Origin of the sequence: Acetobacter sp. (assembly GCF_022483985.1) — a bacterium.
In the GTDB taxonomy this organism is placed as follows: domain Bacteria; phylum Pseudomonadota; class Alphaproteobacteria; order Acetobacterales; family Acetobacteraceae; genus Acetobacter.
Genome location: NZ_JAKVME010000001.1, coordinates 1601782 through 1626018 on the forward strand (window position 1 = coordinate 1601782; position 24237 = coordinate 1626018).

Annotated in this window: 19 protein-coding genes; 6 read left to right on the plus strand and 13 right to left on the minus strand. The window is 56.5% G+C overall.

The window, feature by feature from the left end:
- Positions 1-181: 181 nt before the first annotated feature.
- From recO to dnaE, 6 genes are all read right to left on the minus strand, one after another.
- Complete coding sequence (gene recO / locus LKE90_RS07080; protein ID WP_291493978.1) at positions 182-952, minus strand: DNA repair protein RecO; 771 nt, start codon at positions 950-952, stop codon at positions 182-184.
- Positions 953-970: 18 nt separating this feature from the next.
- Positions 971-1876, minus strand: coding sequence for a translation elongation factor Ts (tsf, locus tag LKE90_RS07085; protein WP_291493977.1), 906 nt, complete (start codon positions 1874-1876; stop codon positions 971-973).
- A 105-nt stretch (positions 1877-1981) separates the two neighbouring features.
- Positions 1982-2770 (minus strand): 30S ribosomal protein S2, encoded by a 789-nt coding sequence (rpsB, locus tag LKE90_RS07090; RefSeq protein WP_291493976.1) that lies wholly within the window; start codon positions 2768-2770, stop codon positions 1982-1984.
- Positions 2771-2998: 228 nt separating this feature from the next.
- Positions 2999-4144 (minus strand): aromatic ring-hydroxylating oxygenase subunit alpha, encoded by a 1146-nt coding sequence (locus LKE90_RS07095; protein WP_291493972.1) that lies wholly within the window; start codon positions 4142-4144, stop codon positions 2999-3001.
- 225 nt (positions 4145-4369) lie between these two features.
- Positions 4370-4648, minus strand: a complete 279-nt coding sequence (locus LKE90_RS07100; RefSeq protein WP_291493966.1) for a hypothetical protein — start codon at positions 4646-4648, stop codon at positions 4370-4372.
- Between the two features lie 80 nt (positions 4649-4728).
- Positions 4729-8148, minus strand: coding sequence for a DNA polymerase III subunit alpha (dnaE, locus tag LKE90_RS07105; protein ID WP_291493964.1), 3420 nt, complete (start codon positions 8146-8148; stop codon positions 4729-4731).
- A 132-nt stretch (positions 8149-8280) separates the two neighbouring features.
- Between dnaE and LKE90_RS07110 the strand changes: the two genes are divergently transcribed.
- Both LKE90_RS07110 and LKE90_RS07115 read left to right on the plus strand, forming a co-directional pair.
- The gene (locus LKE90_RS07110; RefSeq protein WP_291493963.1) at positions 8281-9018 is read left to right on the plus strand and encodes a hypothetical protein; all 738 of its coding nucleotides are present in this window, start codon (positions 8281-8283) and stop codon (positions 9016-9018) included.
- 39 nt (positions 9019-9057) lie between these two features.
- Positions 9058-9603, plus strand: coding sequence for a YceI family protein (locus tag LKE90_RS07115; RefSeq protein ID WP_291493961.1), 546 nt, complete (start codon positions 9058-9060; stop codon positions 9601-9603).
- A 237-nt stretch (positions 9604-9840) separates the two neighbouring features.
- On the opposite strand, the gene LKE90_RS07120 is transcribed toward LKE90_RS07115, so the two are convergent.
- The 6 genes from LKE90_RS07120 to LKE90_RS07145 all read right to left on the minus strand — a co-directional run bounded on the left by LKE90_RS07120 (position 9841) and on the right by LKE90_RS07145 (position 17527).
- Complete coding sequence (locus tag LKE90_RS07120; RefSeq protein ID WP_291493959.1) at positions 9841-10458, minus strand: LutC/YkgG family protein; 618 nt, start codon at positions 10456-10458, stop codon at positions 9841-9843.
- Positions 10458-11996 carry a lactate utilization protein B gene (locus LKE90_RS07125; protein ID WP_407066099.1) on the minus strand — a complete coding sequence of 513 codons (1539 nt, stop codon included), beginning with the start codon at positions 11994-11996 and terminating at the stop codon, positions 10458-10460. Before LKE90_RS07125 ends, LKE90_RS07120 begins: the two co-directional genes overlap by 1 nt.
- Positions 11993-12736: a (Fe-S)-binding protein gene (locus tag LKE90_RS07130; RefSeq protein ID WP_291493957.1), complete on the minus strand. Its 744-nt coding sequence runs from the start codon at positions 12734-12736 to the stop codon at positions 11993-11995. The genes LKE90_RS07125 and LKE90_RS07130 overlap by 4 nt, the downstream gene beginning before the upstream one ends.
- 318 nt (positions 12737-13054) lie before the next feature.
- On the minus strand, positions 13055-14737 hold the full coding sequence (locus tag LKE90_RS07135; RefSeq protein ID WP_291493955.1) for an alpha-keto acid decarboxylase family protein: 1683 nt from the start codon (positions 14735-14737) through the stop codon (positions 13055-13057).
- A gap of 168 nt (positions 14738-14905) precedes the next feature.
- A complete protein-coding gene (locus tag LKE90_RS07140) occupies positions 14906-15802 on the minus strand; it encodes a fructose bisphosphate aldolase (RefSeq protein ID WP_291493953.1) in 897 nt (298 codons plus the stop codon).
- Positions 15803-16066: 264 nt separating this feature from the next.
- Positions 16067-17527: an amino acid permease gene (locus LKE90_RS07145; RefSeq protein WP_291493951.1), complete on the minus strand. Its 1461-nt coding sequence runs from the start codon at positions 17525-17527 to the stop codon at positions 16067-16069.
- Positions 17528-18241: 714 nt separating this feature from the next.
- Between LKE90_RS07145 and LKE90_RS07150 the strand changes: the two genes are divergently transcribed.
- The 4 genes from LKE90_RS07150 (at position 18242) to LKE90_RS07165 (ending at position 23253) form a co-directional block, all read left to right on the plus strand.
- Positions 18242-20455: a TonB-dependent siderophore receptor gene (locus LKE90_RS07150; RefSeq protein WP_407066098.1), complete on the plus strand. Its 2214-nt coding sequence runs from the start codon at positions 18242-18244 to the stop codon at positions 20453-20455.
- A gap of 208 nt (positions 20456-20663) precedes the next feature.
- Positions 20664-21896 carry a putative DNA modification/repair radical SAM protein gene (locus LKE90_RS07155; RefSeq protein ID WP_291493949.1) on the plus strand — a complete coding sequence of 411 codons (1233 nt, stop codon included), beginning with the start codon at positions 20664-20666 and terminating at the stop codon, positions 21894-21896.
- Positions 21893-22660 carry a TIGR03915 family putative DNA repair protein gene (locus tag LKE90_RS07160; RefSeq protein ID WP_291493947.1) on the plus strand — a complete coding sequence of 256 codons (768 nt, stop codon included), beginning with the start codon at positions 21893-21895 and terminating at the stop codon, positions 22658-22660. Before LKE90_RS07155 ends, LKE90_RS07160 begins: the two co-directional genes overlap by 4 nt.
- 56 nt (positions 22661-22716) lie before the next feature.
- Positions 22717-23253, plus strand: coding sequence for a transcriptional repressor (locus LKE90_RS07165; protein ID WP_291493945.1), 537 nt, complete (start codon positions 22717-22719; stop codon positions 23251-23253).
- A 42-nt stretch (positions 23254-23295) separates the two neighbouring features.
- Here LKE90_RS07165 and choX read toward each other — a convergent pair whose 3' ends face one another.
- Entirely contained in the window at positions 23296-24231 is a 936-nt protein-coding gene (gene choX / locus LKE90_RS07170; protein WP_291493943.1) for a choline ABC transporter substrate-binding protein, read from the minus strand.
- Positions 24232-24237: the final 6 nt, after the last annotated feature.

A 24237-nucleotide genomic window follows, 5' to 3' on the forward strand; every position in this document is an offset into this window, starting at 1 on the left:
CTCTTCCGCTCTCTGTGCAGACTTTCAGGCTTCAACCTCTCATCTGCCAGAAGCCGAGGTTACAGAAACCCACGCTGGAAGCCGCTGACACCACCCGTTCGATAAAACACAGGCGCGTCCGCCCTCCCGCGTGACCGCCGCACAGACTGCGGTGTCATTAACGCGTTGGGAAGACAGCCCGTCAGTCGCTCACCGGTCCCGCCACGAAAGACTGCACAATATCCGTCAATCTGATTCGCGCCGCGGGAAGCGGGCGATGAAGAGGACCAAATACGTCGCGGGAGAGAAAATGGCCTGTCAGACGCAGACCGTCCCTCCAGTCCTCTGGTGCGCCACAGTCGGCGTCCTCAATCAGGAAGCCGGGTAGCGGCAACAGGCGTGAGGCCCATTCTCCCGCTCCTTCCCGGGATACGGCGCGCCCCGTACGGGGCGACACGTAGATCAGTGCATCGGCCTGACCCGTAACGGCACAGCAGGACAAATCCAGTGCGAAACCAAGGTCCCGCAACAGGACCGTCTCCCACCGGATGAGCGTCGAAATCTCCGTTTCCACGCCCTGTGTCCCGAGCATCGCGAGCACCTGCGCACTATCCTGACATAGCCCGGGATAAGGCTCGCCTTCCGCCAGCGCGCTATCCGCGACAGCGCAGAGAGAGCTCAGACAGGCGAGACTGGCGCGCGATGACAATGCACGGGCGGCATTTGGTCCTGCCAGTTCGCCGGAAATCGTCCCGAGCTGCCCCGGAATACGCGTCCGCCACTGGGCCTGCACGAGATTGCCGTTCTGCCATGTTGCGGCATTACGGCGTCCAAGGCCGCCCTTGACCAGACCATGTGACACACCCTGAGCCGGAGAGAACAGATGCACGAGAGCATCCGCTTCTCCGAAGGGCGCGACAGATAAAACAAGGGCGGGTGCTTCCCACTCAAGAGATGCCCCGCCCCCGCTCATATCAGAACGATCCGCTGATTAGCCGCCAGCAGCCTTGGCCACTTCAGCAGCGAAATCGTTTTCTTCCTTCTCGATGCCTTCGCCAAGCTGGTAGCGGTCAAAGGCAACCAGCTTCACGCCAGCCTTGTCGAGAACGGCCTGCACGCGGCTTTCGCCGTCATGAACCCACACCTGCTCCAGAAGAACGACTTCCTCATAGAACTTGCGGATACGACCGTCGATCATCTTCTCGACGATCGCTTCAGGCTTACCGGAAGCCAGAGCCTGCTCCTTCAGCACCGTGCGCTCACGCTCGACGGAAGCCGGATCAATGCTGCTGACATCCAGAGCGGCAGGGCGCGTCGCCGCGACATGCATACCGACCTGACGACCCAGAGCAATGATGACGTCGCTCTCGGAGGGCGCCTCGATAGCAGCCAGAACACCGATCTTGCCGAGGCCCGGCTTCAGGGCACCGTGGATGTAGGTGGCGACAACGCCCGACGGTACTTCCAGAACGCGAACGCGACGGATCGACATGTTCTCACCGATCGTGGCGATGAGGTGCGTCAGTTCGTCGGCAACCGTACGACCGGAAGCAACCACTGCGTTCTTGATCTTTTCAAGGTCTTCACCAGCCGTCAGAGCGGCCTTGGCCACTTCCTCGACAAAGCCTTGGAATGCTTCGTTACGGGCCACGAAGTCTGTCTCGGCATTCACCTCGACCATCGCAGCGCGCTTGCCTTCGGAAACAACGCCGACGAGACCTTCGGCTGTCACACGGCCGGACTTCTTCGCTGCGGCAGCGAGGCCCTTCGTGCGGAGCCAGTCGATGGCGCCTTCGATCTCACCAGCGGCTTCGTTCAGCGCCTTCTTGCAGTCCATCATGCCTGCGCCGGTCTTCTCGCGCAGTTCCTTCACGAGGGCAGCAGTGATTTCCGCCATGATTCTCTCTCCACAATAGCAGCAAGCACGTCACCCTGCGGGACGTGCTTGCAATCTTTCATCAGAAAAACATGCGGCTGGACACCGCACGCTTCCTGTATTCAATCAGCCGACTTCAGCAGGAGCTTCAGCCGTTTCTTCAACCGCGGCAGCCTCGGAAACCGGAAGCTCTTCAGCAGCGCCGAAATCGCGACCGGAAGCTGTCATCTCGGCGGAGATACCGTCGAGAACAGCGCCGGAGACCAGGTTGCAATACAGTTCGATCGCACGGATGGCGTCATCGTTACCCGGAATCGGGTAGGTCACGCCCTCAGGGTTCGAGTTGCTGTCGAGAACGGCGACAACCGGAATACCAAGCTTGTTGGCTTCCTCGATCGCCAGCTTCTCTTTCGTCGTGTCGATGACGAACAGGATATCGGGCAGACCGCCCATTTCCTTGATACCACCGAGAGAGCGCTCAAGCTTCTCCTTGTCGCGGGTGATGTCGAGGATTTCCTTTTTCGTCAGACCCTGCGTTTCGCCGTCGAGCATCTCTTCGATCTGACGCAGACGCTTGATGGAGCCCGTAATGGTCTTCCAGTTGGTCAGCATGCCGCCAAGCCAGCGATGGTTGACGTAGTACTGACCGCAGCGCTGGGCAGCCTCGGCAACCTGATCGGATGCGGCGCGCTTGGTGCCGACGAACAGAACGCGGCCACCGCCAGCGACTGTGTCACGGACCACTTTCAGGGCGCGGTCAAGCAGGACAACCGTCTGCTGCAGGTCGATGATGTGAACCTGGTTACGCACACCGAACAGGTACGGCGCCATGCGCGGGTTCCAGCGGCGGGTGTGGTGACCAAAGTGAACGCCAGCTTCAAGGAGCTGACGCAGTGTGAAATCAGGCATCGCCATGATGCAAAATCCTTGCGTTCCGGTTATTCCTCCGCAGCGCACCCAATCCGAAAAAACGGACACCAGTGCGGACGCTGCGTGTGAAGTCCTGCGCCACTGAGCACAGGCAGGCGCGGTATGACTATTTCCCGCGAAAAAATCAACCCCGAAGCTTCAACTGCAACCAAACAGTCACCTCCGGGGCTGTTACACGGAAGACTGCGCCAGACCTCGTCAGCGCATCCAGAATCAGCTCTCTGCTGGCAGCGGGACACCCGAGCGGATCAGCAACTCTCTCAGATTGCGCACAACCGGGAAGACCTCGACATTGTGGTCGCCCCCCAGCTCCTTCCAGGCCTGCTGCTCCATCTCCACGATTTCCTTGTCTTCCATGAAGATGCGGTTGGTGAAGATTCCCAGCACCGGCCAGGCCAGATCAAGCAGGAATTTCCATTTCGGCCGTTTGACCGAAAGCAGGCCATAACTCTGAGTCACCGCCTCGTCCTTGCCGATGGGCACATACGCCACCCAGAGATCCATAACGAGATCGCCGTCCTTATCCCTGATCTGCAGCGTCTGATAAGGATAGGTTGTGCGAATGGTGACGATTTCATCGACCGGCTGGTCTTTGACGTCGATGGTCTTGTCATGCTTTCCAAAGATCAGCCGTTCAGCCAGCGGCTGATCGCCGCCCTTCCGGGCGAAGCTGTAGCTGGCCTCGACAAAGTTCTCGCCCTTGCTCTGCCCCATGAAGCGGGCCGTGATCTGCCCCATCTGCTTCCGATGCAGAAACTGATGATTCATGTCCATCAGATTTTCATGCATGAAAGAATAGTGGCAGTTCACAAGCGGATCGAAATGCCGGGTCTTGAACTCTGGGTTGTCGGCCTGACAGGGCACCGGGACCGGCACACTCTGCGCCAGTTCCGGATCACCGGGGAATATGAAGACCAGCCCGCCACGCTCCTGACAGGGATACGTCTTCACACCGCGGCCAACACCGGGCTTGTTGAGATAAGGCACCGTGACGCACGAGCCTTTTCGGTCAAATGACCAGCCATGATAGCAGCAGCGGACGACATCACCATCGACAGTTCCCTTGCTGAGAGGCACCTGTCGATGGGCGCAACGATCTTCCAGAGCGTAGATGGGAGCGCCATTATCAGGGCGGACGATGACAATGGGATCACCGGCGAAGCGTGTTGCAAAAGCTTTGCCGGGCTTGATCTTGTGAGACCACGCCACCGGATACCAGAAGTCACGATTAAGACCGACACGACGCAGGTCAGGACCAGTGCGCTGATAAAGCTGACTTGTAACCGCAGCGGCGTCCCGCTCCTGACCAGCCTGAAGCTCAGCCGCCTGATTTGCGCGGCTTTCCTGCTGCGTCAACATATCCTGTATTCTCCCGCTACCCGCACCGGCTACCGCGCCAAGGAGCGGCTCTGCCTGCTCCACGCTTTTCGGCAACGTGCAATGACAGCGTGGAAGGATCAACCTCCGTTACAACGAATACAAGTCGTCGATACGCATACCAGTGTAACCGAATTATGCTTCGGCCTTGATATCAATCAATATTCTGCACAACCAAAGACCGATTGCTCACAGGACCGTGCGCAGTCAACTCTGGGACAGACCGTAGAGAGAATATTGCTGCATCATATGGCTGGTCGGATACTGATCAACGACCTCTCCGGTCGTATTATAGGTCTCGACCACCACAATCCCCAGCGCCGGATCGATATGCGACGCCGGATTGATCACCGGCAGGGCATTAAGACCTGTCGTTGCCGTGGAACTTGTCGCAGCTTTATTCGCTGACGAACCGTTCCGCGCCTCATCCTTCACTGGAGACGCTATGGCGGTCTGCACAGCAGAGGCAGTTGTCGAGATATCCATCCTGCTTCTCCGAGGACAGTTTAGTTATTCAGGATTCAAACTATGTCACTTCATAGACAAAAATGCAACCAAAAGTTGCATCACCTTATTTCGATTGCCGTTATACCAGAAATCATCTTCAGAGCCTGTCCGACAACCGGACTCAACCGGTAGCCGGTACGCAGACGCACTTCCAACTCCTGTGTGTCCGAAATACGCGGCAGCAGGACAACCCTGCCTTTACCCCCCTGCTGCCGGGACAGTACGGCCTGAATATCACCGACAGCACCAGCATCCTCAAGCCATATCCGCATTTCCCCACCAGTCTGGGAAGCCACATCCTCCAGTTCCACCAGATCCGTGGCCGTGATGCGCAGTGCTTCCCCTTCCAGCTTGAGATCAGCCGTCACCAGCACGGCGCGACCCGACACCAGAAACTCCCTGACACGTCCCAACACCTCCGAAAACAGCGTCACCTCACAACTTCCAGTTGCATCAGAGAGCCGCAGCCAGGCCATCTTGCTGCCACTCCGGGTCGGGCGCTCCTTGCGGTCCACCACGCATCCCGCAATTTTGACCCGGGTGATCCCCCCCTCCGCTGTCGGCAGTAAATGGGACATGGGAACAACGCCCAGCCGCCGCATGACCGGCTTGTAGGAATCAAGCGGATGCCCAGTCATATGGAAACCGATCGCATCCGCTTCGTAAGACAGCTTCTCGAACTCGGGCCAGTCCTGTTCCTTTGCCAGAAGCAGCGGCTCCGGCTCGGCGGGACCACCGAACAGACCGCCCTGCCCGCTATTCATTTCCTGCACACGGGCATGAGCCCGCTTGAGAATCATCTCGATAGCGCTGAACACGCGGGCCCGGTTCGGCTCCATTGAATCGAAAGCTCCCGCCCGCGCGAGGTTTTCAAGCTGCATCTTGTTGAGATTCTTCGGATCGACCCGAGCGGAAAAATCAGCCAGATCACGAAATGGCTTGCCACCCCGCGCGTCCGTCAGCCCCTGCATGGCGACAAAACCAACTTTCTTGACAGCCGCCAGCGCATAACGAATGGCGAGCGTGCCGTCCTCCTGCTTCTCCACCTTGAAGTCGGCATCGGACTTGCTGATGTCAGGAGGCAGTACACGGATACCCAGACGCTCGGCCTCCTGTCGCAGGGCCGCCAGCTTTTCCGTCCGTTCCCGCGCCAGCGACATGCAGGCAGCGAGGAACGACACGGGGTAGTTCGCCTTCATCCACGCCGTCTGATACGATACCAATGCGTAGGCGGCTGCGTGAGATTTATTGAAGCCATAGTCAGCGAACTTCGCCATAAGGTCGAAGACTTCAACAGCCTTGTCCTTCGGGATGCCGCGCCCTGTCGCGCCTTCCGTGAAAATCTCACGCTGCGTGTCCATCTCAGCACGGATTTTCTTGCCCATCGCACGACGCAGAAGGTCAGCCGCACCGAGACTATAGCCCGCCATCTTCTGGGCGATCTGCATGACCTGTTCCTGATAGACCATGATGCCATAGGTCTCTTCCAGAATGTCACGGATTTCCTCGTGCGGGGGCTCCCATGCCTCGCCATGCTTGCGACGACAGTAATCGGGGATGTTGGCCATCGGACCGGGACGATAGAGCGCCACAGCGGCGATGAGGTCTTCCAGACGGGTCGGGCGCATCTGTTTGAGGACATCCCTCATGCCCGCGCCTTCGAACTGGAACACGCCAGCGGTATCGCCGCGTGACAGCATTTCGTAAGTCAGCTTGTCGTCGAGCGGTATTTTCGCAAGATCGACTTCAATACCAAGACCTTTCAGGAAGCGCACGCCACGCTGAAGAATGGTCAGCGTGGTCAGACCCAGAAAGTCGAACTTCACCAGACCGGCCTGCTCGACATATTTCATGTTGAACTGCGTGACGAGCATGTCGCTCTTTGGATCGCGATAGAGCGGGACCAGATCAACAAGCTTGCGATCACCGATCACCACGCCAGCCGCATGGGTCGAGGCGTGACGGTAAAGCCCTTCCAACTGCTGCCCGATTTCCATCAGACGACGAAGGGCTTCGTCCGTATCCCGCATTTCCTGAAGCTTCGGCTCGCCGTCTATGGCTTCCTTCAGAGTGGTGGGTTTGGCCGGGTTGTTGGGAATCAGCTCGGCAACACGATTGACCATGCCGTAGGGCAGCCCAAGCACACGTCCGACGTCACGAACTGCTGCACGGGCCTGCAATTTTCCGAAGGTGATGATCTGCGCCACACGGTCGCCACCATATTCGCGACGGACATAGGAGATCACTTCATCGCGCCGATCCTGACAGAAATCGATATCGAAGTCGGGCATCGAAACACGTTCCGGATTCAGGAAGCGCTCGAACAGCAAATTGAACGGTAACGGATCAATATCCGTGATGGTCAGCGCATACGCCACCAGCGAGCCTGCACCGGAACCACGGCCCGGCCCAACCGGAATATCATGGGCCTTTGCCCACTGGATGAAGTCCGCAACAATCAGGAAGTAACCCGGGAATCCCATACGCGAGATGATCTCAAGCTCGAACTCCAGACGCTCCCTGTAAACAGAAGCGGTTTTCTCATCTGCACTGATAGCCGAGAGACGAAGCTCCAGTCCCTCCCGCGCCATCGCGCGGACGGTTTCGTCCTCGGTCTGCCCCTCTCGCACTTTTGGGCACATCGGCAAAAGCGGCTTGCGCGTTTCGACCTTGATGGCGCAGCTTTTCGCAATCGCCAGCGTGTTGTCACAGGCGTCCGGCAGATCAGCGAACAGTTTCCGCATTTCGGCTGGCGACTTGAACCAGCATTCCGGCGAGACCTTCCAGCGGTCTTTTTCCGCCATGGTCCGTCCCTGCGCGATACAGATCAACGCATCATGCGCCTCATGCATCTTGGGTTGCGGAAAGAAACACTCATTCGTCGCGACAATCGGCAGGCGCATCCGGTCCGCAAGCGCCAGCACACCGGGTTCGACCGCCTCCTCTATCGGCAGACCGAACCGGTTAAGCTCCACAACCAGATTGTCGCCGAACGCTTCACGCAGCCGCGCCAGCCACGTTTCCGCCTGCTCATGCTGCCCCTCGGCCAGCATCTGATAAAGCGGACCACGGGTGCCCCCGGTCAGCAGAAAAAGCCCGTTGCTCCGTTCGCACAGCATATCAAGCGTGACTGTCGGGTCCGCCGCGTCCCCTTCCAGAAAACCCGCGGAAGACAGAAACTGAAGGTTCGACAGCCCTTCCTCATTTCTGGCCAGCAACACGATCGGCTCGGACGGCGCACCCGGCCGGTCATCACGAGATGGCAGGCCGATCTGGCATCCAATGATCGGCTGGATGCCTTTTCCCCAACAATATTGTGAGAATTCCAGTCCACCGAACAGATTGCCCGTGTCCGTGATCGCGACGGCGGGCATGTCCATCCCTTTGGCCAGCGCAACCAGTTCAGGGATTCGGATGGCTCCCTGACTGAGGGAGTAGGCGGAATGGACGCGGAGATGGACGAAATCGGCGTGTGGCATGGGAGAGAGGATAGCACAGCCGGGGCACTTGTGGGGAGGTCGCCTTTCCGCCTCACTATATTCACAAAAATGTTGATCTATATGACCGCAACAATATCAACCAAAAAACATTAAACAAGAATGACAAAAAACATGAAAAGAAAAAAGCCACTTAGTTCTATTGCAAACAGTCTGGCTAACATACTCAACGATTGTCATGAGGCCTATCCTGAAGCATGCGCCCTGACTGACAACTACATACAGACCCTTCCTGATACAAATAAAAATATACTGACCAACAACCTGAAAACGCCCGAACTCATTGCATCCGGCATCCTTGTCGCGGGCATGGGCACACTATTTTACACGACAGCCCCATCGACGCTGTTTCCACCATTCTATTCAATTGCAAAAAACATAAGTGGATTTGTGCCCTTCTCGTGGGCATTCAATACATCTTTCATCATATTTTTCGGATTTGAAGTCGCAAAAATATTTATTACCGCCGACACGGTCAACCAGATAAATATTCAATATCCAGTCAAATCACTTCAAAAAATGTGGAAAAAAATAAAAAACAACAAACCACAACCTGATATGGCAAAAACCGAAGTTCAGGCAAAAATAACTACCCTGACTCTCGATTGCGCATGCAGATACCAGAATCATATTCGGGTTATTTTCTGGTTTGCAAGATTCTGTACAATTCTACAAGGCCTTACAGTCGCAACTACGGCATTCTCAGCTGGATGGATCGAGGAGGCACATAAGCAGTATCCGCACTGCTTTTCTGACGTAACACCGGGGGATCCAGACAAGGCAGGAAAGTGTCAGGCAGAAATCACCATGTGGCAGAAATCTCCGCCAGAAATCTGTCCACCTCATCATTAAAAGCGCCGTTGCATTTCCACGTCACCGGAAGAAAGTCCCATGATGAAACACATTCTTCTCATCGCTCTGCTTGTTACGCCCACCATGGCCCACGCAGCCACACAGCATGTCACCTTGACGCCTGCCAACACGACGTCCCGACTTCACGCCAAGACGCTGGTGGCATCCATCGACGGAACATTCGAGAAAGTCTCAGGTGCGCTTTCCTACGACCCTGAAACACAGGTCTGTCACGTTGATATGAGTATGGATGTCAATTCCCTGAAGGTGGGGAGCGCCGTTCTGCGGACGGCCATGCTGTCCGGGCTCATGCTGGACAGTGACAGTCATCCCTCAATGCATTTTGTTGGTGATTGTCAGCCGAAAATTACAAATGGAAAATTGGAGACCTTACTGGTTGGCAAACTCACGATGCGGGGACAGACACACCCCCTGACCTTCAAGGTCGGGATGCATTTTTCGCGTAATACACTGACCGAAATCAGCAGCACAGCAAGTTTCGATCAGCGGCAATGGGGCATGAGTACGATGCTGGATACGGTTGATCCAATCGTTCAGACCGAGGCAATCATCACTCTGAAGTAAAAAGCAGGAAACACCCCGTCAGCGGCCAACTGTCTCACATCCCAATGCGATCAAGTCTACGGGATATGACCTACCCCGACACGGTCTCAACCTTACCGTCGAGCAGGGAGAAGCCGGAGAATTTATACATAATTGCGGCTGCACAGGGCAAATACATCATTTGACCTGTGCCAGTGAGCATGATGTCGGCACGTATGCAGAGGAAAAGCATCATCCCCTGCATACGGAAAATGCCTGTCAACCCCGCTTCGGGCAGAACAGAACACGCAGCGACCGCACACCCTGCGCGCCGTGGATCAGGACGCCTTCAATATCTGCGGTCGCAGACGGCCCAGTCTGAAAAACCGCATATTTATGCTCACGGAATTCCGGACGACGGTAGGCGTTATGCAGATTGGCCACGATCTGAGTCGGATCAAGCAGAACGATCAGATGTTGCGGCAGATAGCCACTTGTATTGACGATCAGTCCGTCATCCGTGAGGCAGACCGAACCTGTCTCCGCAACACCAAAAGCCGCCCGCACAACACCGATTTCCACATCAGCGAGGGAACGCGGGTCCATGTCTGGCAGAATCTGACGAATCTGGAGAGAGACATCGCCATGCAGTTCCGGCACGCAGGTAGCGATGACTCCCTTCCCGGCCACAGCGGCCCGGAGAGCTGAAATCGGGTCCTGTCCCTGAGCATCCAGCAGTTTTCCGCCCATTTTCACAAGCATTTCCGAAAAGGCGGAGACCAGATCGGACGGCGCTTTCTCATCGAACAGCGGCACCTCCGGCAGAGGCGGCTGGATGCTGGGACGGTTGGCCCGGATGGCGGCGAAAATCGCCGCGCGGCTGTCTGTGCTGCTCATCACTTCTTCTTTCCGTCCACACCACGGGTCCGTTTATACCACTGATGGAAAGTTTCTTTGGGCACGTGCGGCATTTCACGACCCCGCGTCCATGTGTTCAGCTTGTTGTAGAGCACGAAACGCGGCAGATGACGCAGCGCGCTGTCCGCCATTGGCAGGCTGGCGCGATACAGCTTGGGTGACGCAAGAAGCGCTCCGGCAGCTTTCATCATCGTCTTCTTGAATGCCGGAATTTCATGATTCTCGGCCAGAACCTGACGCCAGTCGGCAATCTGCTCGTGAATATTGATCTTCACCGGGCAGACATTCGTGCAGCTTCCGTTCATGGTCGAGGAGAACGGCAGGGTGGAATATTTGTGGCGGTTGAAGGTCGGGTCGATAATCAGACCAATCGGGCCCGCATAGGTCGCGCCATAGCTGAGGCCGCCGGAACGACGGAACACCGGACAGGTGTTCATGCACGCGCCACAACGGATACATTTCAGCGACGTCCAGAACTTTTCCATTCCCAGACGCTCGGTACGACCATTGTCGACGATGACGATATGCATCTCGGCGCCACGACGCGGCCCACGGAAATGCGACGTATACTGTGTGATCGGCGAACCGAGCGCGCTGCGGGACAGCATCCGCACAAACACCGCGAGCGCGTTCAGATTGGGAATAATCTTCTCGATCCCGACGGAGACGATATGCAGACCCGTGGTGTTGGCCGAAAGGTCCGCGTTGCCTTCGTTGGTGCAGACAACGACAGAACCGGTTTCAGCGACGGCGAAGTTACAGCCGGTCATGCCCGCATCCGCATGCAGGATCAACGGGCGTGTATGTTCACGCTGCTGCTCGGTCAGATAGCTGACATCAGAATTATTCGGATCTGAACCAATGGTTTTTGAAAACACCTCAGCCACGTCGGTCCGGAGCTTGTGAACCGCCGGCACCACGACATGGCTGGGATTCTCGTTATCAAGCTGCTGGATACGCTCGCCGAGATCGGTCTCGACAACCGTGATGCCTTCATGCGCCATCGCTTCGCGAAAGCCACATTCCTCGGTGAGCATCGACTTGCTCTTGATGAGGCTCTTCGCGTTTTTCGAATGCAGAATTTCAGCAACGATGCTGTTGTGCTCAGCCGCATCCTTCGCCCAGTGCACCCTGATACCATTCGCCGTCGCGTTCTTCTCGAACTGCTCCAGATAGGTATCGAGATGCGTCAGCGTGTGTGTCTTGATATCGGACGCAAGCTGGCGAAGCTCTTCCCATTCCTCGATGATCGCTTTCTGGCCGTCACGCTTCTGGCGCAGATCCCACAGGCGACGGTCATGCATTTCAAGATGCTGAGGCGCCGCCATGAAGCGCTTCGCCGCTTCCGACTGATCGACCGGCCTGTTGCCGCGAATGATCGCGCCGCGTGGCTGCGGTTCGGGACCGTAGGCCGGAAGCGTGACGGAAGCCCCCGCGGCATGGGTCAGATGCGCCGGAGCGCCATCATCGGTGCGACCGGCAGGAGTGATCGGAGCAGCCTGATTCTCGATGCTCATACGTGTTCACCATTCAGAATCTGGGCGATGTGGATGTATTTGGTCGGAAGACCGAGCCGCTTGGCGCAGCCTTCCTGATGCATCATGCAGGAACTGTCGGACGATGTGACATATTCAGCGCCAGAACGCGCCTGATCGCGGGCCTTGTCCTGTCCCATCCGCGCGGAAATGGCTTCCTCGAACACGGAGAACGTGCCGCCGAAACCGCAGCATTCGTCAGGACGGGTGATATCGACCAGTTCCAGCCCCTTGACCTTGCCCAGCAGATCACGCGGCTTGGAGAATTTGTCCTCACGAAGCTCGCTCATGCTGGCGATATTCAGGCCACGCAGGGCATTGCAGTTATTGTGCAGCGCGACCTTGTGAGGGAACTCCGCCCAGGGGAAGGCATCCACCTTCAGCACGTCATGCAGAAACTCGACCAGTTCATAGGTGCGGGCGCGCACATGCTTTACATCGTCGGTCTGGGCCACGGCGTCGAAATTCTTGCGGATATGGTTCACGCAGCTACCGGAAGGTGCGACGATATAGTCATAATCCTTGAAATTGCGGACGAAGAGTTCTTCCGTCGCCTTCGATTCCTTGTGACAGCCCGTGTTGGTCATGGGCTGACCACAGCATGTCTGGTCGAACGGATACTCAACCTCGCACCCAAAGCGTTCCAGCAGTTCGAGCGTCGCCTGCCCCACTTCGGGGTGAAACGCATCAACGTAACACGGAACAAACAACCCAACTCGCATGAAACGCTTCCTCACAGAGGTAACCCGCCCTTCTCCTCAAGCGGTATCACCTTATCGCTATAACAGGTGCCGGAAATGCTCTTTCCGCACACTTCTGTCGAGTTCAGATCTGCCCTTTTGAGACAGAAACGTCGTCAGAACCGGAAATGAAACCGGCATTTTGATCTGGCCGTGACTATTACGTCTGGATGGCCGCAAGTAAACCGATACAGCCCTTCTCCCCGGTCACTTCCCCTCCAGATGACGTCACTCCAGACGATATCACCCCGACGAGATGGCCGGGGTGACAGAATCATGGATGCGGAATACCCGCAGCCTTCAGTTTTTTTGAGGCGGACGGCTGTTGGCCTTTGCAACCTTCCTGCCCCACTGGACCAGCGTATCGGTGCAGTCCTCGGTGGCGATATGGCACTCGATGAAGGTCGGCCCCTTCCTGTTGGCCTTGGCCTGCGCGATGGCGTCCGCCAGTTCCGCGCCGGTGCGGGCATGCAGACCCAGACCATGACCGTCCTCGGCGTTGAACGCCTTGATCAGACCGGCATAGTCCCAGTTCTTGATATAGTTGTACGGACCGTCATGGATCTTGATCTCGATGACGTAGCCACGATTGTTCACGAGGAACACGATGACCGGCACTTCATAGCGGATCATCTGCGCGACTTCCTGCGCGGTAAGCTGGAAGGAGCCGTCACCAACCATCAGGATATGCTGACGATCCGGTGAGCCGATGGCGTTACCAAGAGCGGCGGGCACCGACCAGCCGATGGACCCCCACTGCATTTCCGTTTCGACACGAGCGCCATTCGGCAGGTTCATACGCACGGCGTTGAACCAGCTATCTCCGGTCTCGGCCGTGATGGTCGTGTTGCCATCAACGATGGCGTTGATCTGACGCGCCATTTCGTCGTTGGTCAGCGGGGCCGCCGGGGTCGCTTCGGGAATTCCGGCGGGTGTGTAGGTGGTGTTCTCGACCGTGGCCGGACGGCTCGGAGCCCTCTCGCTCAGGGCGGCGAGGAACGCGCCAAGGTGGAAGCCCGCAAAGCTCTGGCCATCAACCGTGACTTCGGCGAGATCGGCGATCAGGGCCTGTGACGCAGGCGGCTTGGACTGCCAGCCGACCGTCGCGTAGTCATTGAAGATCGGGGCGAGACAGATCACGCCGTCAGCTTTCTCGACCAGTTCCTGAGTGCCGGGGGAGCTGACTTCACCCCAGTAAACACCACGGAACGCCTTGTGCTCTTCAGGGAAGAAGCTTTTGGCCGCGCTCATGACCGTCACAGCACAGCCGATCCGGTCCGCAAGCGCCACGATCGGCTCAAGCGAGCCCAGCGTGCGAACCCGGCTGCCGACGAGGATAACGATGTTCCTGCGTGTCTCGATAAACGTGCAGGCCGCTTTCACGGCAGCGTCAAGGCTGGCCGTGTCAGGGGTCGTTTCAGCCAGCAGGGAGCCGACCGGACCCGGACGGACGCACTCGACCGACGCGAGATTGCAGGGAATTTCGATGTAGCAGGGCTTGCGCATACGCAACGCTGTGCGGATGGCGTTATCAATCTGTGACGGAGCGTTCTCGGCGGAAAGAATGACTTCCGTGGCGCAGGTGACCTGACGGAATATCTCGGCCTGATAGCCGTAATTCGAGTTGCCGATCGTGTGATGCAGGATATGACCGGAACCCTGATCGTTGGTGTTCGGTCCACCGGACACGAAGATCACCGGCAGACTCTCGGCATAGGCGGAGCCGATGGCGTTGATGGCGGACAGGGCGCCGACATTGAAAGTGACAATCATGGCCGCCGCACCGTTGGCGCGGGCATATCCCTCGGCCGTGTAACCGCAGTTCAACTCGTTACAGCTATAGAGCTGCTTGGTGGAACCCTCTTCAAGAAGCTGGTCAAGCAGCACGAGATTGAAGTCGCCCGCGACCGCGAAATGATCTTTCAGACCGATCTGGCCCAGACGTTCCGAGAGATAATGGCCGACAGTATATGGCTTGGTCATGACATGCCTCCTCTAGAGGATTTGCCGGACCTTCTGCCCGGCGCCTCGATTTGGAAGGCAGTCTGACGAGAGAGTCGCCTCATGACCACTATATGGAAACAGCACGATCCATATATATAAAATATGGATCGTGCTGTCTGGCAGAAACCGTCAGATCTGGCGGAAGGCTCAGACCTTGTTCACGGAAGCGTCATAGATCTTGCTGATCGTGCCGCCGAGCGCCGCATCGAATTCGGCGTCGGACATGCCGTCCTGCAACCCGCCGAGCAGGGCGCGGGAGAAGCTGGCGATCATGCCGTGGTTCTTCTTCAGGCGTTCACAGGACTCATCGAGAGAGTAACCGCCCGAAAGCGCCACGACACGCTCAACGCGCGGATGCTTGCTGAGATCATCATACAGGTCGGCGACCTCGGGGATGGTGACTTTCAGCATGACCCTGTAGTCGCCCGGCATGGCGTTGAGCGCCTTGAGCAGTTCGTCATGCAGAATGGCTTCCGCGCCCTTCTTGTCAGGACTATTCACCAGAACTTCCGGCTCGATGATCGCCACCAGACCATGAGACGCGACCTGATGGGCGACTTCGAACTGCTGCTTCACGACGGCGGCGATGCCCTCCTGATTCGGCAGATTGATGACGGAACGCTCTTTCGTGCCGTAAACGCCCAGCTTCGCGGCGCGCTCCAGCAGCGCGTCAAGACCGGGATTCGGCTTCATCAGACGGACGCCGTTGGCTTCATCCTCAAGTCCCTTGTCGATCTTCAGGAACGGGACGACGCCGCGCTCTTCCCAGAGATAGGCCGGGACCGGCTTGCCGTTTGCAAGACCGTCCATGGTACGCTCGAACAGGATCGCACCGATCACCTTCTCGCCGGAAAAGCTCGGAGCGGTGATGATGCGCACGCGCATGTCGTGGATAAGACGGAACATATCTTCTTCGGAAGAATAGGCCGTCTCGGGAATGCCATAAGCTTTCAGAGCGCCCGGCGTTGAGCCTCCGCTCTGGTCGAGTGCCGCGATAAAGCCGCCCTTTTCCGAAATCTGGCTTTTCATACGGTCGTTGGACATTCTTATTACCCTTTATTCTTAACGTATGGCGCGTGTCTGGGAACGCCCGAACAGCCCGATGCCGCCTCTCACCTTCGGCTCATGCCGCGACAGAAGAGACATCAACCCCACACTCCTTCGGTTCCCTGCATGCACACCGACGAAACCCAAAAGGACTGAAATCCGAGTGGCCCGATCCAGACCGCGTGACATTTACACGGAGTAGCGGCCTGTGCCACCTCCCCTATATGGAAGTTATTATTAAAAATCCCAAAAGCGGCGTTATCAGGGCATTTTTGGCTGTTCCTTCATGACCATGTCGGTCAGGATCGGCGATGACGATGTCTCCGGCATCAGCATGGGCGGCTTGCTGGGCGTCAGATACCAGCCGATCACAAAGAGAATTACCAGAAGAGGTGTCGCCCCGACGGTGATGGTCCCGGCCGGATAATCGCACGCCATCAACACGACCACACCCGCGAGAAAAGCCAGAGTCAGCCATGATGTAAACGGCGCGCCCGGCATGCGGAATGTGGGAGCGACGATTTCCCCACGGGCGACGGCTCTGCGGAACGCAATCTGGCTCAGTATAATGATGCCCCATGTGCAGATAATACCGATTGCCGCAAAACTGAGAACAATCTCAAAAACACTCTGCGGCACAATATAATTGAGCACCACACCGACAAGATAAAATGCCGCAATCAGCAGAATGCCAGCATAAGGCACGGAATGACTGTTCATGGCGCTCAGAAACCGTGGAGCGGCTCCACCCATCGCGAGAGCGCGCAGGACACGGCTGGTGGAATAGACGCCTGAGTTCAGACTGGACAGAGCCGCCGTCAGCACGATGACATTCATCACGCTGTCCGCATACGGCACACCCAGCGCATTGAAGAAGGTCACGAAGGGGCTTTCACCTGCCTGATAGGCCGTCCAGGGCAGCAGGCAGACCAGCAGCACAACGGCTCCGACATAGAACACGGCAATACGCCAGATCACGCTATTGATGGCCCGCGGCAGAATGTCCCGGGGATTGTCGCACTCCCCTGCCGCAGTCCCGATCAGCTCGATTCCGGAATAGGCAAAAACCACTCCCTGCGTCAGGGCGAGGGCAGCGAGCATACCATGCGGGAAAAAGCCGCCATTATCCGCGATGAGATGAAAACCTGTCTGATGCCCGCCGATCGACATGCCTGACCCCAGTATGATCGAGCCCGCAATCAGAAAGACGATCAGCGCGACAACCTTGATCATGGAAAACCAGAACTCCATTTCGCCAAAATATTTGACGCCGATCAGATTCATGCCTGTCACAATGCACAGGGCGATCAGCGCCAGCGCCCACTGAGGAAAAGACGCGAAAGCGCTCCAGAAATGCATGTAAAGCGCGACCGCCGTAATATCGGCGATCCCGGTCATCACCCAGTTGAGGAATGAAACCCATCCCGCGACATAGGCCGCCTTGTCGCCAAGAAACTCGCGGGCATGGGATACGAAGCTTCCGCTGCTTGGGCGATACATGGTCAGTTCGCCCAGAGCCCTGAGAATGAAAAAGCTGAAGAGCCCGCACACCGCGTAGACGATGGCCAGTGACGGGCCGCCCTGCTGAAGGCGGCTTCCCGCGCCGAGGAAAAGGCCGGTGCCGATACAGCCGCCGATGGCGATCATCTGCATCTGTCTGCGACCCAAAGTCTTTTTATAGCCTTCGCTGGTGCTGCTCCGGCTGATTGTCGACTCAGTCATTCCATCCCAATCCTGTCTCTCCCGCAGGAGCGTTACCGACCAGATTGGTTCGAAGCCGTAATGTTGTCCATCGAAAATCAGCAGAGTGTTTCAGGGGACAGGCTGGCGGTGGGCATTCGAAAACGGTGCTGATCGTGGACCGGGTAACGATACACCGGTTCTGCGTGCCGGTGGACACAGCCAGCTCTGGTTTGTCGTTCAGGTTTACGGAATCACCGTTCCGAGGTCGTCACAGGCACTGGTCATGGCACTCCTTCGAAGGCGTTCGGGGGCTGGGATTACTCCGACTTCTATGGGTCGCACATTTTCTCGATAACCATCCCAGCCACCGTCAACGCCCATCACAATGGCTACGTCGCCGGGTTTTCCACAAAATGCGAGAGCATGCTTTCAAAGCGACCAACCACGAACACCCCGCAAACGCCCGACATAAAAAATTCCTTTTCAGAAAAGAACAAAAAATAATATAATATTTAGATAAATTCTCTTAAACATATGAATATTTCTACATACTACTTAATAAAATGAATAAAATTATTTGAAAATGCAAATTAAATACATGATAATAAAGCGATATACCAATCAACACCTACATCCGCAGTCTCCCAATCTCTGTATCATCACAACAGAACCCGCATTCCGCCCCGCAAACACATGTTGCAAATGATTCGCATTTACTATACGGGCCTGCATACACAGTCTCAGGAGCCCTCAATGAAGTCCGCCATGCGCCGCAGCAGGGTCGCTTACGCCCTCCCTCTTTCGCTCATCATGAGCGGCGAAGTCCTTGCTGCCGATCAGGAAGAAAAGCCCGGCATGACGCACTCTCAGCAAATACCCGCAACGCCCCGAAAACAGGGAAAATCGTCAGTAGCCTCGACAAAAACCGAGCATCTGGAAGTGCGTGGACGACGGGCATCGACCATCGCCTCGTCAGCCACAAAAACGAACACTCCCCTTATCGAGACAGCCCAGTCTGTCAGCGTCATCACCCGTAACGAAATGGACATTCGCGGGGTGCTGGATCTCAATCAGGCCGTTCGTTACACTGCGGGCATAACCCCCAATCTTCGCGGCGGTGTCGGCACGCGCTACGACCAGTTTCAGCTCCGAGGCTTTACGGTTCCGACCTTTCTTGACGGCCTGAAATTGCAGGACAGCCCGACGGGTTATGCGACGGCACAGACCGACACATCCCGCCTTGAGCGTGTTGAAATTCTGAAAGGCCCCGCTTCCGCGCTCTACGGACAGTCCAGCCCCGGCGGACTTGCCGCACTTTCAAGCAAGCTGCCGACTGACCAGCGTTTTTACGGCGGCATCAACGCGACAGGTGGCAGTTTCAATCTTTATCGCGTGGATGCGGATGTTGGCGGATACGCAACGAATGACGGGTTCGTCCGCTACCGGCTCTACGGCACCGCCAACGGGCAGCATACCCAGCTTGCCCGCACCGGCAGCAAGCGTTTCTCCATCAGCCCGTCCCTCACATTCGGCGGTGATGGGCCGACTACCCTGACCCTTCTGGGAAATTATCAGTATGATCCGGAAAACGGCACTTATGGCGGCGTGCCGCTCGTCGGGTCCCTGAAGCGCGCGTCCTTCGGGTATCTTCCACGGAATTTCTATGATGGCGACAGTTCTTTCGAGAAATTCAACCGAAAACAGGGAGCGATCACCTACATTCTCAATCATCGTTTCAGTGATGACTGGAGCTTTTCAACACGCGGACGTTATGATGATCTGAAAACCAGTTATCGCAGCATCTATAACGCCGGTTATTACAGCAACACCTACACACTGCCCCGCTATGCTTTCGGCACCGACGAGCACACGCACAATCTGGAATTCGACAGCCAGTTCAAGGGCAAGGTCCGCACAGGCTTCCTGCAACACAATCTGATGTTCGGTTTCGATTACATGCAGCAGAGCGCAGGAGAAGTGGGATATTCCGGAACCGCGCCAGATATTGACGTGCGCTACCCGGACTACCGCATGGCCATCGCGCCCATCAGTCCTTACTTGAATTATCAGACCAACTCGCATCAGATCGGCGTATATGGGCAGGACGAAATCCGCTGGCGTGGTCTGGTGCTGACAGGAAGCCTTCGCAACGACTGGTACCGCTCGCACCAGATGGAATCAATTTCCCACACCGACACCCGCGAGAATCCGAGCCAGATCACATGGCGCGCTTCAGGCCTCTACCACTTCGATTTCGGACTTTCCCCCTATATCAGCTACTCAACATCCTTTCAGCCACAGTCAGGAATTGTCTCGAACGATGGCGGAAAAACCATGCGTCAGGCCAATCCTTCTCTTGGGAAGCAGCTTGAAGGCGGGTTGAAATACCAGATTCCCGGCACATCCGTTCTCTTCACCGTCGCCGGTTTCCACATCGAGCAGACCAATGTTCTCGTGACGACTAATTCCGCGCTTGGCTTCAATACAGAAAGCGGAAAAGTTCATTCCGATGGCTTCGAGTTTGAAACCCATGCCGAACCCTACAAGAACCTTGTCCTGACCGCAGCCATCAGCATCCAGAAAGTCCACGACGACTCAACTGGAAAACCCCTGATACAATCGGGAAAAGGCAACGCTTCCCTGTTCGCGTTCTACACAATGCCTTCCGGTCCGGTCAAAGGTCTCGGTTTTGGTGGAGGCATGCGTTACACGGCCAAAGCCTATGGCGGCGAAGCTTCTTACGGCAGCGCATGGGTTCCGCAATACGCGCTGTTTGATGGCTCCCTGCGCTATGATCTCGCCCAGCTTTCTCCCGCCCTGCACGGATGGACGGCAGCCGCCAGCGTCCGGAATCTTTTCGACAAACGGTTTGTCGCCAACTGTCTGGCCTATGCCTCTTATGGGCAGGAATTCTGCTATTACGGAGAGCGCCGCAACGCGCAGGCCAGCATCGGCTACACCTGGTAAAACACATCAGAAGGAGAGCTGCATGACGCCGCTCTCCCCTTGTTTAGCAGGTCGAGATCAAAGGGGTTGAGACCCTTTGTAATGTGGAGCGAAGCTCTGAAAGCTTCCCCATATACGTAAAAAATGCACATATTTTAGCCCCGAATGCTTTTCCACGGCATCAGAAATATTTGACGCATCCATAAAAGGAACATATCATGAACATGCTATGAAACGCACTTTCTCCGAAAGACTGGCCATTCTGTCAGACGCCGCGAAATACGATGCTTCCTGTGCATCGAGCGGCTCGGACCGGCGTGGTTCGACCAGACAGCCGGGGCTGGGGTCAACCGAACGCAGCGGCATCTGTCATTCATGGACACCGGACGGACGCTGCGTCTCGCTGCTCAAGATTCTGATGACCAATTTCTGCGTTTATGACTGCGCCTACTGTATCAACAGAGCATCATCCGGCGTGGAGCGCGCCCGCTTCTCGGTCGAGGAAATCGTCTGGCTGACGATGGAATTTTGCCGACGCAACTATATCGAAGGGCTGTTTCTGTCTTCCGGCATCATCCGTTCGTCCGATTACACCATGGAAGAACTTGTTCGCGTCGCCAGAGTTCTTCGTCTGGACAGAAGCTTTCGCGGTTATATTCATCTGAAAGCCATCCCCGACGCCTCGCCCGACCTACTGGCGGAAGCCGGACTGTACACCGATCGTCTCTCCATCAATGTGGAGATGCCCACCGAGACCGGGTTGAACCAGTACGCGCCGGAGAAAGATGCCGCCGGTATCCGATCCGCCATGGAGCATATCCGCAAAAAGATGGATGCGACGAAGGAGAAAACCCTCACCGGACGCCGCCCTCCCCGCTTCGCACCCGGCGGGCAAAGCACACAGATGATTGTCGGCGCGGACGCCGCAACCGATCAGGATATCCTCTCAAGCAGTTCATCGCTTTATTCGGATTACCGACTGAAACGGGTCTATTATTCCGCTTTCAGCCCCATCCCCCATGCGTCACAGGCCCTTCCCGCCCGGAGGCCGCCGCTTCTGCGTGAGCATCGCCTGTATCAGGCAGACTGGCTGTTTCGTTTTTATGGTTTCCAGTTTCAGGAAATCACTGAGAGCCGCCCCGACGGCATGCTGGATCTGGAAGTTGATCCGAAACTGAGTTGGGCGCTGGATAATCGCGCCATCTTCCCGGTGGACATCAATCAGGCGTCTCGCGAACTCCTGCTGCGGGTGCCGGGACTGGGCCCTCGTTCTGTGAAAGTGCTGCTTACAACGCGCCGTCACAAAACCATCCGTCTGGATGATCTGGAACGGCTGCGCGTCAGTCTGAGGAAAATACGGCCATTCATCACCACGCCGGACTGGCGTCCTGTCAAGCTGATCGACCGCCTCGATCTCAAATCCCTCTTTGCGCCACCGCCCCAACAACTGTCGCTTTTATGAAAGAGCACTGCGTTTCACTGCCGGATGCGGCGCCTTTTTCCCTATGGCGTCTTCATGCCCGCCCGCTTCTGGCTGCGGGAATTGCGCCAGATCGTGTCGTCTGGCGCAGTTCGTCCGAACAGGATGATCTGTTTTCACAGTCTGACCCGTTACCAGAAACCGATACCGCGCCTTCTCAGAGCGTCAGCAAGGAGTGCCTGAATTTTCTGGAGACGCTTTTATGCCACGCTAATCCAGAAAAATTCGCCCTCGCCTATCGCATCCTGTGGCGGAGCAGGAGGGAACACTCTCTTTTGAAGACAGGGACCGACCCTGATGTCGCCACGGCCAGCAGAATGACCCACCAGATCAGCCGTGAAATTCACAAGATGAAAGCTTTTGTGCGGTTCAGGGAAAAAACGTCACAAGACAGCAACACACGTCATTTCGCCGCCTGGTTTGAGCCTGAACACCATATTCTTGAGAAAGCCGCCCCGTTCTTCGCACGTCGTTTCACCGATATGAACTGGATGATCCTCACTCCCAAAGGGTCCATTGGCTGGGATGGGGAAAGCTGTGTCGTCACGAGAGAAGCCTGCACGCCGGCGCTCCTTGAGGACGAAGCAGAGTCCTTGTGGAAGGTGTATTATCGTTCGATCTTCAACCCCGCACGCGTCAAGGTGAAGGCCATGCGGTCGGAAATGTCTCCCAGATACTGGAAAAACCTGCCGGAAACCGAGTTGATCCCCGAGATGCTGGCTCAAGCTACCCGTCAGCGGTGGTAGGTAACTTACTGAATGGGTGGGCAATCGACCCGTTCTGGCCTACCATCCCGCCCATCATGACGACTGACACTGCCCCTCATCTGTTTTCCGCATCCGTCGAGGCCCTTCTTGCCCGTGCGGATGAGTTGTGTGCCCGGCGGCAAGTGCGGTTGACCGCCCTGAGACGCCAGATTCTCGGCCTGATGCTTGAAGCCAATGCTCCGCTGGGAGCCTATGATCTTCTTCAGCGCCTTCAGGCCCTTCAGGGTAATGCCGCTCCGCCGACGGTCTATCGGACGCTGGAATTCCTGATGGAGTTCGGCCTGATTCACAAGATCGAACGGCTATCCGCCTTCATGCCCTGCACACATACTCTGGGGCGCGCACCCTGCCACGAGCATGATGCCGACTGCGTTCATGCCAGTCAGTTTCTGATCTGTCGCGAATGCTCCAGCGTGACTGAACTTGAGGACTCCGCCATTCTTGCCTCTATCGTGGCGGCATCCCGAAAATCAGGTTTCCGATTGCAGCACACAACCGTCGAGGTCGAGGGGCTATGCGCCAAGTGCGCCGTATCTCCGACTGCAAATCCTGTCATCGGGAAGAACGACTAACGCGAAAACCGGGGCTTACGCCTCCGGCTTTCACGGTTCATATTACTGGTCGAGATAGGTTTTGACGGCAGAGAGCCCTGGCTTCCCGTCAGCCGTCGAAACACCATCAAGCCATTTTTCCACAGCTTCAGGATGTGCTTTCAGCCAGTCCTTGGCCACTTTTTCGGGTTTGGCATGGGTCTCGGCAACCTCTTTCATCATCTCGTTTTCAGCGGGGATGGTGAAAGTCAGTTGCTTGAGGAGATGTCCGACATTCGGGCATTTTTCCACATAACCACTGGTTACAATGGTATTGACCTCGGCGGAGGCGCCGAACTGCTTTTCGCCCCCGGACAGATAGGTAAGGTGGAAATTCATGTTCATGGGATGCGGCTCCCATGCTAGGAACACAATCGGTTTTTGGGCGGAAACCGCACGGGAAACCTGAGACAACATCCCCTGCTCACTGCTCTCGTTCAGATGGAATTTTCCCAGACCAAAGTCGTTGGCCTTGATGATATCGAGAACAATCTTGTTACCGTCATTACCTGACTCAATACCATAGATCGTGCTGTTCAGTTTGGATGCCCACCCGGCAATATCCTTGAACTGCGTGAGCCCCTGCTTGGCGACATAATCCGGCACGGCCAGCGTATAGCGCGCACCTGCAAGATTTTTGACGATACGCTCGACCTTTCCTCTCTTGAGGTAAGGATCGATATAGGACGCGCCCGAAGGCTCCCAGTCACTCAAAAACACATCGAGCTGATGGTTTTCAAGAGACAGATAGGCCACAGCAAGCGTGACCATGGTTGTCTTGGTTTTATAACCCAATCCGGCGAGAAGGTTTGCGGCAACGCCGTTGGTGACGGCCGCATCAGACCAGCCGACATCCCCGATACGGACCATCTGGCAGGCTTCGGCCTCCGCAGCATGAGCAGGCAGAACCCTGAGCCCCATCCCGAGAAAAACCATGGAGGCGAGAATTTTCTTCTTCATGACAGT

Coding starts and splice junctions, on each gene's coding strand:
- LKE90_RS07120 (WP_291493959.1), bottom strand. CDS start 10,458: ATGAGCAGCACAGACAGCCGCGCGGCGATTTTCGCCGCCATCCGGGCC.
- LKE90_RS07155 (WP_291493949.1), top strand. CDS start 20,664: ATGAAACGCACTTTCTCCGAAAGACTGGCCATTCTGTCAGACGCCGCG.
- LKE90_RS07130 (WP_291493957.1), bottom strand. CDS start 12,736: ATGCGAGTTGGGTTGTTTGTTCCGTGTTACGTTGATGCGTTTCACCCC.
- choX (WP_291493943.1), bottom strand. CDS start 24,231: ATGAAGAAGAAAATTCTCGCCTCCATGGTTTTTCTCGGGATGGGGCTC.
- LKE90_RS07115 (WP_291493961.1), top strand. CDS start 9,058: ATGATGAAACACATTCTTCTCATCGCTCTGCTTGTTACGCCCACCATG.
- LKE90_RS07125 (WP_407066099.1), bottom strand. CDS start 11,996: ATGAGCATCGAGAATCAGGCTGCTCCGATCACTCCTGCCGGTCGCACC.
- rpsB (WP_291493976.1), bottom strand. CDS start 2,770: ATGGCGATGCCTGATTTCACACTGCGTCAGCTCCTTGAAGCTGGCGTT.
- LKE90_RS07135 (WP_291493955.1), bottom strand. CDS start 14,737: ATGACCAAGCCATATACTGTCGGCCATTATCTCTCGGAACGTCTGGGC.
- LKE90_RS07145 (WP_291493951.1), bottom strand. CDS start 17,527: ATGACTGAGTCGACAATCAGCCGGAGCAGCACCAGCGAAGGCTATAAA.
- dnaE (WP_291493964.1), bottom strand. CDS start 8,148: ATGCCACACGCCGATTTCGTCCATCTCCGCGTCCATTCCGCCTACTCC.
- recO (WP_291493978.1), bottom strand. CDS start 952: ATGAGCGGGGGCGGGGCATCTCTTGAGTGGGAAGCACCCGCCCTTGTT.
- LKE90_RS07140 (WP_291493953.1), bottom strand. CDS start 15,802: ATGTCCAACGACCGTATGAAAAGCCAGATTTCGGAAAAGGGCGGCTTT.
- LKE90_RS07150 (WP_407066098.1), top strand. CDS start 18,242: ATGAAGTCCGCCATGCGCCGCAGCAGGGTCGCTTACGCCCTCCCTCTT.
- tsf (WP_291493977.1), bottom strand. CDS start 1,876: ATGGCGGAAATCACTGCTGCCCTCGTGAAGGAACTGCGCGAGAAGACC.
- LKE90_RS07160 (WP_291493947.1), top strand. CDS start 21,893: ATGAAAGAGCACTGCGTTTCACTGCCGGATGCGGCGCCTTTTTCCCTA.
- LKE90_RS07100 (WP_291493966.1), bottom strand. CDS start 4,648: ATGGATATCTCGACAACTGCCTCTGCTGTGCAGACCGCCATAGCGTCT.
- LKE90_RS07095 (WP_291493972.1), bottom strand. CDS start 4,144: ATGTTGACGCAGCAGGAAAGCCGCGCAAATCAGGCGGCTGAGCTTCAG.
- LKE90_RS07110 (WP_291493963.1), top strand. CDS start 8,281: ATGAAAAGAAAAAAGCCACTTAGTTCTATTGCAAACAGTCTGGCTAAC.
- LKE90_RS07165 (WP_291493945.1), top strand. CDS start 22,717: ATGACGACTGACACTGCCCCTCATCTGTTTTCCGCATCCGTCGAGGCC.